The organism is Calditrichota bacterium, from assembly GCA_020637445.1.
Taxonomy (GTDB): Bacteria; Electryoneota; RPQS01; order RPQS01; family RPQS01; genus JABWCQ01.
The window spans coordinates 247716-265884 of the sequence record JACJVZ010000002.1; the positions used below are offsets into that span (position 1 = coordinate 247716).

Annotated in this window: 13 protein-coding genes; 12 read left to right on the plus strand and 1 reads right to left on the minus strand. The window is 52.9% G+C overall.

Annotated elements, in window-relative coordinates; genetic code table 11:
* Positions 1-36 precede the first annotated feature (36 nt).
* From H6507_08860 to H6507_08915, 12 genes are all read left to right on the plus strand, one after another.
* Positions 37-1515 carry a T9SS type A sorting domain-containing protein gene (locus H6507_08860; protein ID MCB9369200.1) on the plus strand — a complete coding sequence of 493 codons (1479 nt, stop codon included), beginning with the start codon at positions 37-39 and terminating at the stop codon, positions 1513-1515.
* A 13-nt stretch (positions 1516-1528) separates the two neighbouring features.
* The gene (locus H6507_08865) at positions 1529-3925 is read left to right on the plus strand and encodes a TonB-dependent receptor (GenBank protein MCB9369201.1); all 2397 of its coding nucleotides are present in this window, start codon (positions 1529-1531) and stop codon (positions 3923-3925) included.
* A gap of 203 nt (positions 3926-4128) precedes the next feature.
* A complete protein-coding gene (locus H6507_08870; protein MCB9369202.1) occupies positions 4129-5040 on the plus strand; it encodes a D-2-hydroxyacid dehydrogenase in 912 nt (303 codons plus the stop codon).
* A gap of 306 nt (positions 5041-5346) precedes the next feature.
* Positions 5347-7293: a T9SS type A sorting domain-containing protein gene (locus H6507_08875; GenBank protein ID MCB9369203.1), complete on the plus strand. Its 1947-nt coding sequence runs from the start codon at positions 5347-5349 to the stop codon at positions 7291-7293.
* Positions 7294-7315: 22 nt separating this feature from the next.
* Complete coding sequence (locus tag H6507_08880) at positions 7316-8713, plus strand: T9SS type A sorting domain-containing protein (GenBank protein ID MCB9369204.1); 1398 nt, start codon at positions 7316-7318, stop codon at positions 8711-8713.
* A 30-nt stretch (positions 8714-8743) separates the two neighbouring features.
* Complete coding sequence (locus tag H6507_08885) at positions 8744-10054, plus strand: T9SS type A sorting domain-containing protein (GenBank protein MCB9369205.1); 1311 nt, start codon at positions 8744-8746, stop codon at positions 10052-10054.
* 30 nt (positions 10055-10084) lie between these two features.
* Complete coding sequence (locus H6507_08890) at positions 10085-11611, plus strand: T9SS type A sorting domain-containing protein (protein ID MCB9369206.1); 1527 nt, start codon at positions 10085-10087, stop codon at positions 11609-11611.
* Positions 11612-11641: 30 nt separating this feature from the next.
* Complete coding sequence (locus H6507_08895) at positions 11642-13183, plus strand: T9SS type A sorting domain-containing protein (protein MCB9369207.1); 1542 nt, start codon at positions 11642-11644, stop codon at positions 13181-13183.
* 191 nt (positions 13184-13374) lie between these two features.
* Entirely contained in the window at positions 13375-14298 is a 924-nt protein-coding gene (locus H6507_08900) for a DMT family transporter (protein MCB9369208.1), read from the plus strand.
* Positions 14295-14801, plus strand: a complete 507-nt coding sequence (locus H6507_08905) for a hypothetical protein (protein ID MCB9369209.1) — start codon at positions 14295-14297, stop codon at positions 14799-14801. The genes H6507_08900 and H6507_08905 overlap by 4 nt, the downstream gene beginning before the upstream one ends.
* A 9-nt stretch (positions 14802-14810) precedes the next feature.
* A complete protein-coding gene (locus H6507_08910) occupies positions 14811-15962 on the plus strand; it encodes a hypothetical protein (GenBank protein MCB9369210.1) in 1152 nt (383 codons plus the stop codon).
* 104 nt (positions 15963-16066) lie between these two features.
* A complete protein-coding gene (locus H6507_08915; protein MCB9369211.1) occupies positions 16067-16936 on the plus strand; it encodes an isocitrate lyase/phosphoenolpyruvate mutase family protein in 870 nt (289 codons plus the stop codon).
* Between the two features lie 97 nt (positions 16937-17033).
* Here the strand turns inward: H6507_08915 and H6507_08920 are convergent, their stop codons facing one another.
* Positions 17034-18152, minus strand: a complete 1119-nt coding sequence (locus H6507_08920) for a hypothetical protein (protein ID MCB9369212.1) — start codon at positions 18150-18152, stop codon at positions 17034-17036.
* Between the last annotated feature and the right edge of the window lie 17 nt (positions 18153-18169).

An 18169-nucleotide genomic window follows, 5' to 3' on the forward strand; every position in this document is an offset into this window, starting at 1 on the left:
TCGGTGGGTCCCCAATTAACCGCGAAGGAGGCTACGATGTGGATACTTGTTTTGTTAGCTTTCGTTTCGAGTACTATGGCGCAACCGCAATGGTATGGTGTTTGGACGACCGGCCGGACTATTGCGGACATTGAGGCCTGCGCACATGGGGATTCCGTGGACGTGCTTTGGATACAGACGGATCCCGATTTTGTGGACAGCAATCGAGTAGAGTTGATTTCGTATGACCTGTCTTCGACTTCCTTGTTGACAGATCCGATTATGGTGCTGTGCTGCGAGGAGTGGCCCCGTCTCGATCTCATAGATCTCACGGCAATTGGTGGAGGACGATCTGTTTGTCTGTTTCACAAGAACACGCGAGAAAGTTGGGGCTATGGAACTTTCTACTTTGAAACGCAGCTTCTCAGTGTTAACCTGTCCGCGTGGCAATTCGATGCGACCACTGTCGAAGCCAGCAATTATACGGATTCTCCAACCTTCAATTCCGGCAATTGGACGGAGAGCCACTCGCTTTCAGTTCACGACGGTAGAATCGGCGTGGGTTACGTTGCGGCAGACATTGGTATTTTCGATATTGGGTATGTTTGGGCTTATCAAGAATTTGACAGCTCGCTGAACAGAACTTTAGAGCAAGAAACGATGATGGGGTCAACATACAATGACCCCGTCAACCGAGCCATTGGTGTACCGCTTTCCGGAGACAGCCTGCTGTATTTTTCGGATTTTGGTTTCAACGGCGGCGAAAATCTATTCCTTGGTCCGGTGTCTGACCTTTGGGGCGCACACTACCATTTCCTGCACTGCGACAACTCCGGTCTTCTGCGCGAGCTGTACATCACGCCCGCGGGACGCATCGTTGCGGCGTTCGTCGACAACTCGCTGAAGCAGATCGTCGTCAGTGAAGAACATGATGCGGAGTGTCTGCCGTTTGCCTCGCTTCCAACAAGTTGGTCGCCGAGCTGGGCATTTCATCCGGACTACGGTTTTGCCGCCGTTCAAGCCACGCCCGGCGCGCTATTGCTCGCGCGCATCGACACGTCCGGTAACGAAGTGCAGCCCGTCGGTATGCTCTACGGAGTAGACGGCCCGCCGTACATTGTTGACGCGGACGTTACAATCACCGACGACGGAAAGGTCGTTGCAGTTTGGACGGAATACGACACTTGGGAAGAAGGCCCGCGTTCAATCAAGATTGCGTGGACGGAGTGGGAGACACTTCTCGACACGCCGGAGCAGGTTTCACCGACTCTTCCTAGCGAGCTCTCCCTGTCCACCTATCCCAATCCGTTTAATTCGACCGTGACAATCAGGTACGATTTGCCGCAGGCGGGACATGCTACGCTGACGGCATATGACTTGCAAGGACGTAAGGTTTCGACACTGACGGACGAATTTTCGCCGTCAGGAAACAAGGAGTTGCGCTGGACGCCGGAAAACCTTGCCAGCGGCGTATACTTCTTGACCCTTCGCGCACCTTACGCTTACACCACTCGCAAGATTTTGTACCTGAAGTAGTCCGGGAGATTCTATGCTTCGCTTTGTGTCTTTGTTCTTCGCTTTTGTACTTGTCGGGTCTCTGAGTTTCTCGCAGACCAAACCCATCACCGTTGTTCGTGCCGACAACGACACGCCGCTCGCCGGAGTTTGGGTTTATGACGACGCGCAGTTGACCGTCGAACAGACTGACGAATACGGCACGTTTGATATTTCGAAATTCGCCGACAATCAGGAGATGATTTTCTTTCACCCTGATTTCGTGCGTCGCGTGCTAACGAAGAAAGATATTGAGCGTGAGAATTTTACGATTGCGCTCGAACGAATCAGCTACACGTCCGACGAAGTCGTCGTAGAGGGCCACCGCTTCGGCAATGACCGCGCGCAGATTGCGCAGCAAACGTCCGAAGTCACGGCCAAGCAAATCGAATTCGACCAGCCCCGCACGATGGGCGAGACACTCGAAGAAGCGGGAGTCTACGTACAGCGCAGTCAGTACGGCGGCGGTTCACCGATGATTCGCGGCTACACGGCCAACCAAGTGCTGCTCGTGCTCGACGGCGTGCGCATGAACAACGCGATCTACCGCGCGGGGAATTTGCAAAACTCGATTCAAGCCGATGCCAACGCGATGGGCTCGGTCGATGTCTTATTCGGTCCCGGCTCCGTGCAGTACGGCAGCGACGCCATGGGCGGCGTGATGGTTTTCAACACGCTTGATCCGCTACCGTCGTTAATGAAAGGATCGCAGCTCGGTGTCAAGGCCTTTACACGTTACGCTACTGCCAACGAAGAAGAAACCGTTGGCGGAACGATGCAATACGGCCTGCGCAAGTGGGCGTTTCTCGGTAATGTCACCTACAGCGGATTCGGAGATTTGCGCTCGGGACGCGTGCTTTCCGACGCCTATCCCGATTACGGCCGCCGCCGTGAATACGTCGTGCGCGAAAATGATCAGGACGTCGTTATTCAAAATGACAACACGTCGATTCAGAGATTTACCGGATACACGCAGTCGAATCTTCTCGGCAAAGTTCGCTATTGGCACAATTCGAATTTCTCGGCGACTTACGCTCTGATTTACACCACAAGCTCGAATATTCCCCGCTACGACCGTCTCGAACAGTACCGCAACGGAGCCTTGCGTTATGCCGAGTGGTATTACGGTCCGCAGGAGCTCTTGATGAACCGCATCACGGTCAACGCGGCGCACGGAGGAAACCTGTACGACGACGCGGAATTCACCGTCGCGCATCAGAACTATCAAGAAAGCCGCCACGACCGCACGCGCGACAACGATTTTCGCAACGACCGCGTTGAAGACTTGAGCATGATCTCGGTGAACGCTGACTTGAGCCGTGATTTTGGTCCGAGCAAATTGTTCTATGGCGTCGAAGGAGTCTTCAATGATGTGCAGTCGTCCGCGCACAAAACCAACATCGTAACGGGTGAAGAGCAGCCGCAGTCCACGCGTTATCCTGACGGCGGAAGCACCACTTCTTCGCTGGCTCTCTACGGCGGCTACCGCTTTCCTGTGTCGAGCCGCATCGTCGCTACAGCCGGACTTCGCTACACGCAGAATGCATTAAAATCGAAATTTAATGACAAGTCGTTTTACGATTTTCCGTTTGACGAAATCACCTACAACAGCGGCGCGCCAACGGCGAGTCTGGGCGCGGTTTGTTCGGTCGCGTCGTGGCAGATTCGCGGAGCATTGTCGAGCGGATTCCGCGCACCGAATGTCGACGACGTTGGCAAGATTTTCGATTCCGGCGACGGCGTTCTCATCTTCCCGAACCCTGATTTGAGTTCCGAGTATTCCTATAACGGAGAACTCGGCGTGGACCGCGCGTTTGGTATGTTCAGTGCGGGCGCGACTGGATATTACTCCCTGTTGCGCGACGCCGTGTTGATTCGCGACGCGCAGTTCAACGGTCAAGACTCGATTTTGTACGACGGCGACATGGCGAAAGTCAAGTCGCTGCAAAATTCCGGTCAAGCCTATTTAACCGGATTTGATTTCCACGCGAAGGCTCGTCTCGCCGATCACGTCACCGCAACGACGTCGCTTTCTTACGGCGCAGGCCGTGACACGGACGGCGACTTGCCGATGCGCCCCGTGCCGCCGCTTTACGGCCGCACGAGCGTGATCTACGAAACTCAAAAGTGGACGGGTGAACTTTTCGCGCGGTACAACACGTGGAAAGAAGTGCAGGACATTCCGCTCTCCGGCGGAGAAGTGTCGATCTACACTCCCGACGGCGTCCCCTCGTGGTGGACACTCAATCTTCGTAGCAACGTCCAAGTCGTCGAGCACTTGGAAGTCGTCGCCTCACTCGAAAATATTTTCGACTTGCACTACCGTCCCTACGCGTCCGGCGTCAGCGCGCCCGGAAGAAACCTGATTGTAAGTTTGCGCGCGGCGTTGTAGCTTTCACTGCATATTTTCTGTCTAGCAATTTGTCATCCTGAACGTAGTGAAGGACCCCTCGGAGACTGAGAGGTTCTTCACTGCGCCAAGCCTTCGTTCAGAATGACGACAAATGTAATTCACCTTTTCTGTTTTCTGCGGCGCATCCGTTGCGGATGCCGCGTTCCATTTTCCATTTCCCATTTACTATTTTCTCTCCTCCCATGCCTAAGATCCTACTCAACGACGGAATTGATTCCCTCGCAGCCGAAGCGCTCGTCAGCGCGGGCTTTGACATTGACACCAAACATTATGACGGCGACGAACTGCTCGCAAAAGTTGCCGACGTCGAAGGGCTGACCGTGCGCTCAGCCACCAAAGTTACCAAAGAAGTTATTGACGCCGCGAAGAAATTGAAAATCATCGTGCGCGGCGGCGTCGGTGTGGACAACATCGACGTGGCATACGCCGAATCCAAAGGCGTCGCGGTGCGCAACACGCCCGGTGCGTCGTCGATCTCGGTGGCCGAATGCGCCATCGGTTTGATGTTCGCCATTTCCCGCGCAATCCCCGCGGCAAATGCGTCGATGAAATCCGGCGCGTGGGACAAGAAGTCCTTCTCGAAAGGCATTGAACTCGAAGGCAAAGTTCTCGGCATTATCGGCATGGGCCGTATCGGTACGCAGGTCGCGCAAAAAGCCGCGAGCCTCGGCATGACCGTCATTATGGGTTACGACAAGTTCCCCGAAAAGGTCAAGATCAAAGGATTTCAACTGCACGAACTCGATGAAGTGTTTCAAGAATCCGATATCATCTCCGTGCACATTCCAAAAGGTAAAGACGAACCCGCTTTGATCGGCGCGAAAGAAATCGCGATGATGAAATCCGGCGTGATTTTGATCAACACCGCGCGCGGCGGCGTGATCGACGAAGACGCGCTTCTGGCGGCGCTGAATTCCGGTCATGTGTACGGAGCCGGTATCGACGTGTGGGTCGGTGAGCCCAAGCCGCGCCGTGATTTGGTCGAGCATCCGAAAGTCGTCGCGTTGCCGCACATCGCCGCTGCCACCGTCGAAGCTCAGGGCCGGGTGGGTGACGAAGTCGCTGAAATTCTGACGGACTTTTTCAAGAAGTAGCCGACGGTTGCTGCTTATTAGCCGCGCCAGCGTCTTTGGGTCCAGCGTCCGCGCTGGTTGACTCTGGCACCATCTGTGCGTATTTTGAAATAGTGGGTCTCGCCGTTCACTACCTTTCATAAGGTGGAGGACGATGGTGCCCAACTTACCAACATATCTCCTTGTCTTTGTTGCACTTTCAAAAAAAGTGCTACGAATGTTGCATACTGGGTTTGACAGGGGTAATTACATGTTTATCAAAGCCTTCCGTTGGGAACTTTCTCTCAACGGGAGGCTTTTCTCATTAAAAAAGTCTGGATAAGTTCCATGAAAACCGTCGTCTTATCTCTCCTTATTTATGCCTCTTTAGTTTGTGCTCAGACTTGGGAATGGGAACAGTATACGGGGACGTTTTGGCATCAAACGCCTGATCAAATTCCGTGGTTGGAAGCCGTGTATCCATGGGAAGCCGGTTTTGGAAATATCGTTGTCGGGGATTTCAACGCAAACGGTCGTGATGAAATTATCCGGTTCAGATATGACGGCTTCTACCAACTCATCGAAACTGACGACCCCGGCAATCTCTTTAGTTGGTCGCTTACACAGCGGCCTTTCGGCTGGGTTGAGCCTAATGAAACTCTGGTCTATGCACAGGCCGTCAACCTTGATCAGGATCCCAATGATGAGATTCTTTTCTACACAAGATTGACAAACTTGCCGACCGTCTATTCCGTCCGCTGCTTTGATCCCGACACGTCAAGATTTCCTCAATTTACCGAACGACCCGATATCATCGATTCATTGGACTTTCCCGGATTTCCCTTGCCAAGTCTGCTGGGAAACTTTGACGGCGACGGCTTGCTTGACGGATTCGCCTTTACAGGCTCCTCAATCGAATACTATGAGCGCGAGAGCGGCGCATGGATGATGCGCGAAAACCTGGAGCCGCAGCCATACTTAGGCGACCAGCTTCTGCTCGCCGCCGATATTGACAACGACGGCGACATGGAAATTGGATTTTATGAGCCGGGTGTCGACTGCAACTGCATGTTTGGCTACATCTTTGACTATGTCGAGGGCGAAGGACCTGTAGTAACTTATTCCGGCGATGTATTGCTTTATCCCGGTGACTACGACGGCGACGGCAACGCGGAATCTTTCGTCGAAGGGTTTGAGCTCTCGCTGCCGTCAAGGCTTGTGAGATTGTCCGCGGGCGATCCTTATACCAGTACTGAAATCGCGAATCAATGGGAAGTGAATTCCCACGCTGTTTTCAGTTCAACGACAAACGGCGAAAACCACGTTTACAGTTTTTACAACGGCTATCGTTTTCAATTCGGAGCTTGGATCATGGTTCCGGCGGGTTACTTGATGAGATGGTCAGACTCCACTTGGGTTAAAGCGGGTGACGGCTGGGGATATGGTCAAATTTACTCGGGCAATACCGCCGACATGAACGGCGACGGGAATCGCGAATACATTTACGAGATGCTTGCTGCAGATCTCTGGGGGGGCGGGGAAAGAATGGTCTGGTCGATGGGCAGCGGTGATTATTCGCGCTTCTTCGACAATCCCGACACGGTCTTCACTGCCCCCCGAATCGGTGACGTCGAGGGCGACGGCGCAGGCGAACTTGTCACGCGTGTCACCGACGGCGCTCCTCCGGGACTCTACTTTTACGAGCTCGAACGGGTAGGCACTGAAACCATCGCTACCTACAAACCTGAGTTGTCGGAAGGCTTGCCGACCGAAATGTTCGAGTACACGTTGGCCGACATCGACAACGATGGCCACGCGGAGATATTTGTCTTCACAAATTCAGACGGCTGGCGCTCGTTCTTCTGGCGGAACAATCATTGGGTGGAGTATACGGGGATTCTGCCTCCGGAAATCGGATTGTTCCTGTACTTCGCCGATTTCGACGGCGACGGTGATCTGGACGTCTTTACGCAAGACGGCCTCTGGATCAGTTTGTCTCCTTCACCCGTTAACGACGAGCCCATCCTTCATCCGTCATCATTCATCCTTTCCGCATATCCCAATCCGTTCAATCCGGAAACAACACTGCAATTTGATTTGCCGTTGACTGGTTTGGCAACGCTAAAGATATACGATGTGCTGGGCCGTGAAGTTGAAACTTTGCTCGATGAAAACATGACCGCTGGCACGCACGTCGTTCACTATGATGCCGCACATCTATCCAGCGGAGTCTTCTTCGCGCGGCTGGAATCTAATCATAACCTAATTACTCGGAAATTGCTCTTGCTCAAATAGCTGAAATAATGGAGGGAACATTATGAAAGCGCTGCTTCTTGTGCTGCTTGCTTCGACTGCGCTTGTCGCGCAACCTATGGATTGGGACTATTCTACTCTGCCTATGATTCCCCAGCCACTACACATGAATTGGTCGCAGCTTCACGTGCTGCCTGTTCTAAACGGTCACACTGCCGTTGCGTCGAGTCGCTGGGATTGGCCACCCGTTGCACTGTACGACTCTTCAGGCCAGCAACTCTGGTGCAACTGCGGAGATGAACTAAGCGTCGAAATGCGTCGTCCATTTGCCTTGGGACTATTCTACCAACCTTCCGGTTTTGTTGCGATGTTTTACGTTGAAAACGGAGGAGATCCTGAAATCGTTTATGGCCAGATGTTCGGAGGCTCTGCTACAGCGCAAGCCATTCATTTGGCAAGAGCTGATAGAGCCCTGTATGCCGCTTTTGACGGCAGTAACAGCTACTTTCTCTGTAGAAATGTAGAGAATCCGCAAAGCTACTTTGTCGGCGCAACTACCAGCTCCGGCGAACTCTGGCGCACGCCGTTGCACGGTGATCTGTGGACTGATGTGCCCATTCACTTCGCGCTATCTGCCGGACATGGCGCGGCCTACATCAGCACTCATTCGGAAAACGATTCGCAAAGTCTCACGCTCAGAGTCATTGATGCGACCGGACAATTTGCGGAAACACATGTGCTCGACGAGACTCTCATTCACACTCCGGTCATGCTCGCAACGGACAACGTTTCAGGCTGCTGGGTGATCGGAATGGAAGATCCCACTGCGACGAACACGGACCTTTATTTGTACTACTCCGAAGACCAAACTTATCACGTCATTCCACTCGGCATCGCATTGCCGCCAATAGATTTGGGCACTGTCCCAACCTTGCATGCTGTACCATTCGGAAATGGGATTCTGATAGCAGGCGAGGCCACGCTGCTCTCGGGCGAAGAGTGCCTGTTTACCTTAGCCTACTCGGCGAACGGCAATCCGCGCGTCGACCTAATTCACGGCTTTACCCGGTTGTTGGATGTTGCGGGCGCTGAAAACTACAACTTCACTGCCGCCGTACGCGCAACATCTTCATCGGATATTCAGTTGCTGCGCGCGTACTCTTTAGTGTCATCTGCACATGACATTCAAGTCGCGGTTCCAATATCCTGCTCGCTTTCCGCATATCCCAATCCTTTCAATCCGGAAACGACGCTGCAGTTTGATTTGCCGCTGACTGGTTTGGCAACACTGAAGATATACGACGTGCTGGGCCGCGAGATCGAGACTCTGCTTAACAAGAATATGACCGCTGGCACGCACGTCGTTCACTACAATGCCGCAAGTTTGTCCAGCGGAGTTTATTTTGCACGACTGATTGCTGGAAGCGGCAGCGCGACTCACAAACTTTTACTATTGAAATAGCTTCATTCGCTACTTCTGGAGGGAAGGCTGATGAAACACTTTGCATTTATTCTCGCGCTGGTGGCCGTGGTGCTCTCCGTCTCAAGCCTGAGAGGAGAAAACTATCAATACCTAACGGACCACGAGTACAACTGGATGTTCCCGGGCGATATCATCCGATTTTTCGGACGTGACACGATCTGGGGTGACCACAGAACGAACGGCTGTTTCCACTTTCAAAATGTCGGCGGTTGGCCTACTGTTTATGGCCACGTTTACATGAGTTGCGACACTCCCGAGTGGACCGGACCGTGGCCGATTCCTGCCAACGTTTTCTTTAACGCTCCCCAACTTGAGTTCCCCGACAGCCTCGACATTATCCGGGCATCACAGCAGACCGCAACCTTCAGCATCCCCGGCGACGAATGGCACGCGAGCATTCGCGGGGGACTGCTCATACTCTACCATTATCCTGAAGGAACCTTTTTCGATTCGCTGAGCGCGCAATCCATCTCCGTTTCGCTCTCTCCCCGGGCTGTGATCTTTGTCGACGGTCTGCTGGATATTGAAGGCGAGATGAGCCCAAATGAATGCGAGCTAATTCTGGCCTGCAGTCAGGACATTCGCTTGATTGACAATGTCATGCTGGAAGGGACCAATCTAACCAGCGGTGAACTTCCGGTTGGAGCAACGTCGCGGATTGCGATTGCCTCGGAACGCGGCATCTACATTGCCAATACAATTGCCAACGGACGGAACAATTGTTCTAACGGGGGTCACAGTAACCCCAATCATGCGGCATGCCACATCGTCATTACGGCCTACTTGACCGCGCTGGGAACCGGCTTTCAGATGGAAGACATGAATGACGTCGACGACCCTTATCAAGGCCCGTCGCCTGACGAACGAGGCAATATTGTCCTTACCGGCGGATTGACGCAGAGCTACCGCGGATATGTCCACCGATCTAATCACGGCGGAACGGGCTATAACAAGGTGTATCACTGGGATCAACGCATGGACGACTGGCGCATCGGAGTCTTTGAGCCGTTTGAAGATCATCAAAATGAGTTCACGGACGCCGACGATTTCCTCCTTCCGGAACGCATTTCTGTGAATATCGCGCCAAACCCCTTCAACGCCACGACCACGATCCGGTTCTCGCTGCCGAATTCTGAGATGGTAAGTGCGCGCGTCTTCGATATTCAAGGCCGCGAAGTCGCGACGTTGACAAACAAAACCTTCTCCGCCGGTGAACATACTCTGCAATTCGACGGAACCGCTTTCGCGTCCGGCGTCTATTTTCTGTCCTTCAAAGCTAAAAACACTATTTCAACGCAAAAACTCTTGCTCCTAAAATAACTTCATTCGCTTCTTCTGGAGGGAAGGCTGATGAAATCGATTGCATGTTTTCTTGCTTTGCTTTCTGTGGTTCTTTCTGTTTCTTCGCTGAAAGGAGAGAACTACTTCTACTTTACCGACTATGAGTCCAGCCTGACGTTTCCCGGAGATATCGTGCCAATTTTCAACCGTGACACAATATGGGGACCGGCTCGGACCAATGAATGCTTCAGATTCTCTTCCGATTTTCATATTCCCTTTGCTCCGATCTACATGAGCCGTGATTGGTTCCCCTGGCCGTTTGAAACTCCGATCCCGGACAACATTCATTACAATGTTCCCCAAATCGTGCTTCCAGAGTTGCTGACTTACATCCGCGAGGGCGCTCAAACTTTGTCTATCCCGGGTCAAGAATGGCGGTGCTCAATTCGAGGTTGGAATGCCATTTTGTACTACTACGAAGAAGGAACGTTCTTTGATTCGTTGTCGGCTCAGAGCATAAGGATTCCTCTGTCACCTCGGGCTGTTGTTTTCGTCGACGGCAAATTGGAAATCGAAGGGGAGATGTCGCCTCAGGATTGCGAATTTATTATCGGATGCAGCAGAGATATTACTTTAGTCGACAATGTCATGCTCGAAGGTACGAACATGACTAACGGCACGCTTCCGGCTGGAGCGACTTCGAAAATTGCGATTGCTTCAGAGCACGGAATCTATATCGGGAATACGATTGCGAACGGCAGAGAAAATTGCGGCGGGGATCATTCCAACAATAATCACGATCATTGCCACATTATCATCACGGCATACGTCGTTGCGCTGGGAACGCAGTTTCAGTTTGAGCAGATGAATGACGTCTTCGATTGGTACATCGGCCCCACCCCCGATGAGCGCGGCAATATTGTTCTTACAGGGGGTGTCGCACAGCGCTGGCGGGGATATGTTCATCGCTCGAACCACAACGGCACGGGTTACAATAAAGTCTATCATTGGGACAACCGTTTGACGAACTGGAGTATCGGCGTCTTTGAACCTTTCATCGTCGAGAGTATTCCGGATTCGTTCTATTTCGATGACACGCCTGTCGGCACAACCGGTTTTGATACCGTTGTGGTGACAGGTGCGGGACCTTACTCTGGCGCGTATGCGACATATCCGTTTGCTGCTGCTACCGGCTATGAATACAGCGGCCCAACCCATCGCATACCCGTAACATTCACACCTCCCGGCGTCGGGCCATATTCAGGAGCCTTGACTTTTTATCTCGACGCACACGCCCATGTTGTTCGTCTCTACGGCAACGGCATCCAATCCGCACCCCCGTTGACGACCAAAGTTTTCCCCAACCCCTTCAACAACATTTCGACTCTGCGCCTAACACTTCCCCAGTCATCCCACGTCCGCGCAGTAGTCTACGATATCCTGGGCCGCGAAGTCGCAAAACTCGCCGATGAAACTTTCCCCGCAGGTCAAACAGTTCTCTCCATCGACGGAGCAAACTGGTCGTCCGGCGTTTACTTCTTGTCCCTGCGCACGGAAGATCAAGTCTCCACTCAAAAACTTCTTTTACTAAAATAACTTCATTCGCTTCTTCTGGAGGGAAGGCTGATGAAATCGATCATTTTTGCGCTTACATTGTTCGCCGCGTGCTTGTCGTTGTATGCTCAGACAAACTACATGTGGCTGACAGACCACGAAACCTCGTTGACTTTTCCCGGGGACATTATTCGGTTTTGGGGTCGTGATACCCTGTGGGGACCTGTTCACTCTAACGATTGGATTGCGACGGGAAATGTCGCCGGATTGCCTGTTGCCTATGACGTCGTGAGCACAAGCAGGCCGAGCTTCCGCCCCGGCAGCCCAAACCCCGCTTTTCGTTTCCTCGGCGGCGATCCGGTCTTCAACGCGCCGATCGTGCTTTTGCCTTCGTCGCTTGAAGATTTGCAATCTCTCGCATCGCAAAACGGCGCCTATTTCTCAGAACCGCATCAACGATGGTATGCGAGCATACAAGGGGACATGATTTATTGCTACCATTGTCAGGAAGGAACCTTCCTCGATACGCTCTCTGCGCCGCTAACTATCGTCAATCTGAATTGGTCGCCGTACGTGTACTTTGACGGTACTGTCGATGTGCGGGGAGAGCTATTTGCGGATGACCAAACACTCGTTCTTGGTTCGAGTCACAACATTCGAATTGTTGACAATGTGATGCTCCAAGGAACAAACATGTACCACGGTACCCTTCCTGCCGGCGCAACGTCTCGCATTTGCCTTGCCAGTGAAGAGTGGATCATTATCGGCAATACGACCGCCAATGGCCGAGGAAACTGCGGCGGCCACTACACGGATCATACTCAATGTCACGTCGTGATCACGGCCTTACTTTTTGCGTTGGGCGGTTCGCTTCAGCTTGAGCAAATGAATGACTCTTTCGATCCGTACGTCTCGCCGATAACGCCGGATGAGCGCGGAAATTTGATTCTGACCGGAGGAATCACGCAAAGATATCGCGGGTTTGTCCACAGAAGCAACCTCGGAGGAACCGGTTATAACAACGTGCTGCACTACGACGCGAGGTTGCGTAATTGGCATTTGCCTTTCATGTCTTATGACACCTCAACTAGTCCGGACAGTCTGGTTTTTGAGGACACGCCGGTCGGTACAACTATTACGGATACTTTGACCATCAGCATGGGTGGCAGTTTTTCCGGAGCGTATGCGAGCTATCCGTTTTACACCAATGCTGGCTATCAATTCAGCGGCCCGTACAATATTCCCGTTTCTTTCACACCTCCGTCGGTTGGACCATTCTACGGTAATCTGACGTTCTACCTTGGCGGTCAGTACAACAATGTCATTCTCTACGGCAACGGCACCCAATCCGCACCCCCGTTAACCACCGAAGTCTTCCCCAACCCCTTCAACAACATTTCGACTCTGCGGCTAACCTTGCCCGAAGCTGGACACGTTCGCGCAACGGTGTATAACATCATCGGTCAAGAGGTCGCGCGGCTCGCCGATCAGCAATTTGCCGCCGGGCAGCACATCCTTGCCGTAGACGGAGCGGGCTGGGCGAGCGGGCTGTATTTCCTGCGCGTGGAGACACTTGAGCGAGTGCAAACTAAGAAGTTGATGCTCATCAAATAGATCGTTGTTTGCCATTGCTGGTCTGGAGACCAACAACAGCGGTGTGTCGTTGCCATTGCTGGTCTGGAGACCAACAACGGCGGTGCGTCGTCTGCCATTGCTGGTCCGGAGACCGACAACGGCGGTGCGTCGTCTGCCATTGCTGGTCTGGAGACCAACAACAGCGGTGTAAGAAACTGCTTTACAAGCAGTTGCAAGTCTATTTAGAAATCGCTATCTTTCACCCCGTGCTGATTGCCTACTTGGCCCTGCTCGGGGTGACGTTTTTTTGGGGATTCACCTTCCCCATCGTGCAGTGGTCACTGGACGATAGCTCGCCCATTTTGTTCGTTGCGGCCAGATTCGCAATCGCGGCACTGCTCTTTCCCGTCCTGTTCGGCAAGAAATCCATCTCGTTCAATCCGCAGTTGATCAAACGCGGGCTCGTGCTTGGAGCGCTATTGTGCGGCGGCTATATCTTTCAAACGATCGGTCTCGCCCACACCACCTCCGCGCGCGCAGGATTTATCACCGCGCTCTACGTGCCGTTCACGCCGCTCTTCGGCGCGCTGTTTTTCCGAGCAAGGATCCGCAAACGCATGTGGCTTGCGGCTGCGATTGCTTTTGCCGGCATTCTCGCGATGTCTTTGCCGGAAACACTCGTGGACGGAAAACCCGTGCTTACACAAATGGCGCTGAACCACGGTGACAAACTGATTCTGGTCTGCGCGGTGTGTTATGCCGTACATATTCTGTTGATCAACCGCTGGTCCACACCCGACAGTGAATTGCCGCTCGCGTGGCTGCAAATTTCGGCGACAAGTTTGATCGCCATGGCCGCGCTGCCCGTCGAAACGCTGCACTTTGAACTGACTCGTGAGTTGGCCGTTTCGCTGGTGTTCACGGCGGTCTTCGCATCCGTGATCGCAATTTGGGCCATGATGAAATTTCAACCGCGTGTCCCCGTCACCGGTGCGGCCATCGTTTATTCGATGGAGCCTGTCACCGCCGGACTCGCCGCGTGGATTCTGCAAAATCATGTTCCACCGACTCTCACACTCCTCGGTGCGGCGCTGATTCTCGCCGCCATGCTTATCGCTTCAACCATACAAGAACCGGAAGTTCCCCGTTCATGATTGTTCGTCTGATATTTGCTTTGTTGATGTTCGCCTTGCTCGCCCATGCCGAAAGGCCGCGCGTTGTGGTTGAACGTGATTCAACCTTGATGAAACAGCTCGCAACTCCCAACTACATCCCCGGCACCGACTCCACCGCGCCGCGATATATTATCGATCCGGGCGAGATGATCTACCAGATGAAGGTGGATTCCATCAATAAGGTCGCCGAAGAAAAGATCAAGGAACAAATCATCGCACTGGAGCGTCATTTTGAAGACCCCGAGTTCGAAGAAAAGACCGGGAGAGTCATCGGCACCATCGTTATGCAGCAACAAATGGCGCTTCTCGATTTGCAGATTGACCGCGCGGTATCTCTAAGCGACACACTGCTCCTGATGGGTTTGCAAGTCGGGCTCGGCGAACTTTTGAAAGCACATCCCGAACTTGAATACGAACTGCTTAACCTCGACAAGAGAATCAGCAGCGCGTTTCAGATGATGTATCAACAGACCACTCGATAGCGAAATCGCATGATTCAATCTCCATCTCCGTTTGCACAGCCGCATCCCGGACTGCGCGTCAAAGAGTATCAAGCCGTTGTGCCGCGTCCCACACCTGAGCAGGTTGCGAAATTCCCAGAGGATGCGACCAATTTGCTCGACAATATCTGGAACCGTCACAATGAGTTGATTCCTTACGGTCAGTATGGACTTGATTGGATTCGCGGACGGCATTTTGTATTAGCGGGGGCGACGGGTCCCGGACTCGGCGGCGCGATTGAAAGCGCGGTGCGCCGCTTCACTGCCGTCGACGGGAGCGTCACGGTCATTGCACGCGATCTTTCCCGCAGTGTCGGCTACGAAATGGGAAAACAGATGGTCACCCGCGCACAAAATATGGGCTTCGGTTCGCGCTACCATCTTTCCAACAACGGCATGGCGCTGGAAGGCGACGCCTTCGACTGGGTTTTGCATGCGCTGAAAGAAGCGGGCGCGAAAGAAGTCATCTACATCAACGGTGTCGCCGCGGCGATGGCGGGTATGCTGCCTGATATGCCGCCGATTTATGTCAAGGACGTCGACGACGAAGGACTCTTCCAATACAAGCTCGGCTATCTGACGGATCAGCAAATCGAGAACACGCGCCACATCATGGGCCGCATGGCCGTCGAGTTTCCGCAAAGGCTGGCCGAACACGGAATCAAAGTGCGCGTGACCGGTTACATCGATTGGCGCGGAAGTTTGGACGTTATCAGCCGCGACCCCGAGAGTTCCTTCTACGGCAGACAAGGTCCCTATTCGACGAGTCTCTATCTTCCCAAAGAGTTCTTGCAGGCCGACACCATCAAAGCGTACGGTCATGGCCGCATCGTGATGGATTTGTTTTTGCCTGTGATGCGCACGCGCGCGTTAGGCTTTATTCCCGGCGCAATTCCGCAGTCTTATATCTTCGAGAAGATGATGAAGATGTCCGGCATCCGTATGCGCGACGTTCCCGAACTTGCATTAGGCGTCTTAGACCACATCGGCCGCGCCCTTTCCGGCGGAACCTACAACCCCTTCCCAAGGTTAGATGAACATGAGATCCCCTTAGAAGAGTGGTACTGGCAAATCGTGCAGCGCTTGTGCGACGAACCAGACAGCGAGTTCTACTGGAAGAAATGGATTGAGATGCAAGCGTAGCCGCTTGACCCAACGTGCTGACGCAAAAGTAGAAGCCCGAGGTGTTGCCTCGGGCTTTCTTAAACACAATCGTCGTTTTGAATTGAACTGGGGAGAAAACAGACATGGTTTCTGAAATTCAGAAAGCAAATGCAGAGCGGTTCTTAAAATATCATTACGACGCTGAGCTGCTGGTATTGCTCAATTCGTGGGATATAGCCAGCTCCAAGATCATCGAGGCCTGCGGCTACAAAGCCGTCGCAACCACGAGCATGGGCATCGCCGCGTCGTTAGGCTATCCCGACTGTCAGGTGATCACGCTTTCCAAGATGCTCGAGAGCATCAAGCGAATCGCAGACCACGTCAATGTTCCCGTCACCGTCGACATCGAAGCCGGGTACGGCCGCAATCTGAACGAAGTCGTCGACTCACTCCGGCAAATTATTGCTACCGGAATCGTCGGCATCAATCTCGAAGACAGCCTTGACATGAGTCCGGACCTCGTCGACGAGAACGAATTTTGCGAACGCCTCTCGGCTATTCGCACGCTGTCCAACTCTCTGGGCTTCCATTTGGTGATAAATGCGCGCACCGACGCATTTTACACTCAAAAGGGTTCGCCAAAAGAGAATTTAGCCGAGTCCATCCGCCGCGGCAACAAATACAAAGACTCCGGCGCCGACTGCATCTTTGTCCAGCCGCTGTGGGACAAAGAAATGATCAAGACCTTGGTCAAAGAAATTGACGCGCCCATAAATATTCTTGCAAATCCGCGAATGAGTGAGGAAACGCCGCCGTCCGTGCGCGAACTGCAAGACTTAGGCGTCGCCAGAGTGAGCTTGGGTTCCGGCCTGATGAAATCAACCTTGGCCCTGATTAAGAAAGTCGCCGACGAACTTTCCGGTCAAGGAACCTACAAAACCCTTTTGAGCACAATGTCGCCCATGACCGAAACTGCCGAAGCGTACGCAATGGCGACAAGAATGGGCAACTGATCTGACACGCTATCGACAACAAATTAAAAGCCCGAGGCATCGCCGCGGGCTTTTGTTTTGAGTTTGTTGCAATTCTATCGCGTGAAAAAACTCGACGTCACAAAGAGTTGGCCACTCCGCTCTCCGGCTGATTTCTCTGCTTGGTGCGCCTTTTTATTCTTCGTATAAACAGAACGACAAGTAAAATAAGCGCAGCATACCTTAAGAGTCGCGGCAACAAATCATTCAACACGCGCTCTTTCAACATTTCCAAGCGAAAATCACGCGAGTCTTTTAGGTAGTGTTCCACCTGCAAGTTCGCAAGCTCTTTGATGCGGACGGGTGCCATCTGCGGATAGTGCAAATAGTACTCGATTTGCGCCGCGTGCAAGCCTCCGCAAAGAATGTTGCATTCACTGAGCTCAAGCCTCTTTGCGACTCCGAGCGTAAACAGCGCCTGAAGCGCAGAACGATCCCGGGTAATTTCCAGATACGGAGTTTCCCCTCGCTTCATACTTTCTTCAATCATGAGATAAGCGGGAAGTTCGCCAATGTACTTCCAGGTTCGCCGCGCGGAAAGCTGAACTCTCTCAGAAAGTGGCATTGAGTTCCGATGCTGCATGTAGAAGTCCAGTTCCGGGTCGTTTTGGACCAATAGCATAAGAAACCACAAACCCGTCGCTTCAGACAACCGGTTGGAGAAACTCCTTGCTCTGAAATCGTTCATCTCAGTCGGTTCGGGCTGCATGCCTGCGAACCTGCTTGCGAGACCTTCTTCTACAAACCACGAACCCGGCAGTTGAAGTGTGGCCTTTATCGAAGACTTGTACGACTCATCCGACTTGTTGTCATGGACCATTCCATAAATGTTAAATCGAATGCTGTCGTATTCAGCGACGAGCGGCGGTATCGTCTTCGGCCATTGACCAGGCTGCAAGGAATCGAGCGCGGCCTGCTGCAGCTTGCGCCAGTCCTCGAAGGCTTGCTCAAGAAATGCGTCGTGCGAGTCAAAGTCATAGCCATGTTTCGCATAGAGATTCTTCAGCCGCAGGGTGCTCCCTGCCAGAAGAATATCTGCTCCGCTCAACGGCACAAGAGCGGATCGTGAATCTGCCGCGATTGTTTCATTGGTCGCTGGATGCTCCTCGCGGAAAGCGTCGTTCGTGTCGCTGGCACAGGCAACCTGAATTGAATTAAGGCTTAGCAGGAGACACAGCCCCAACAAAAGTAATTTCATATCAGGTTCTGTTTTTC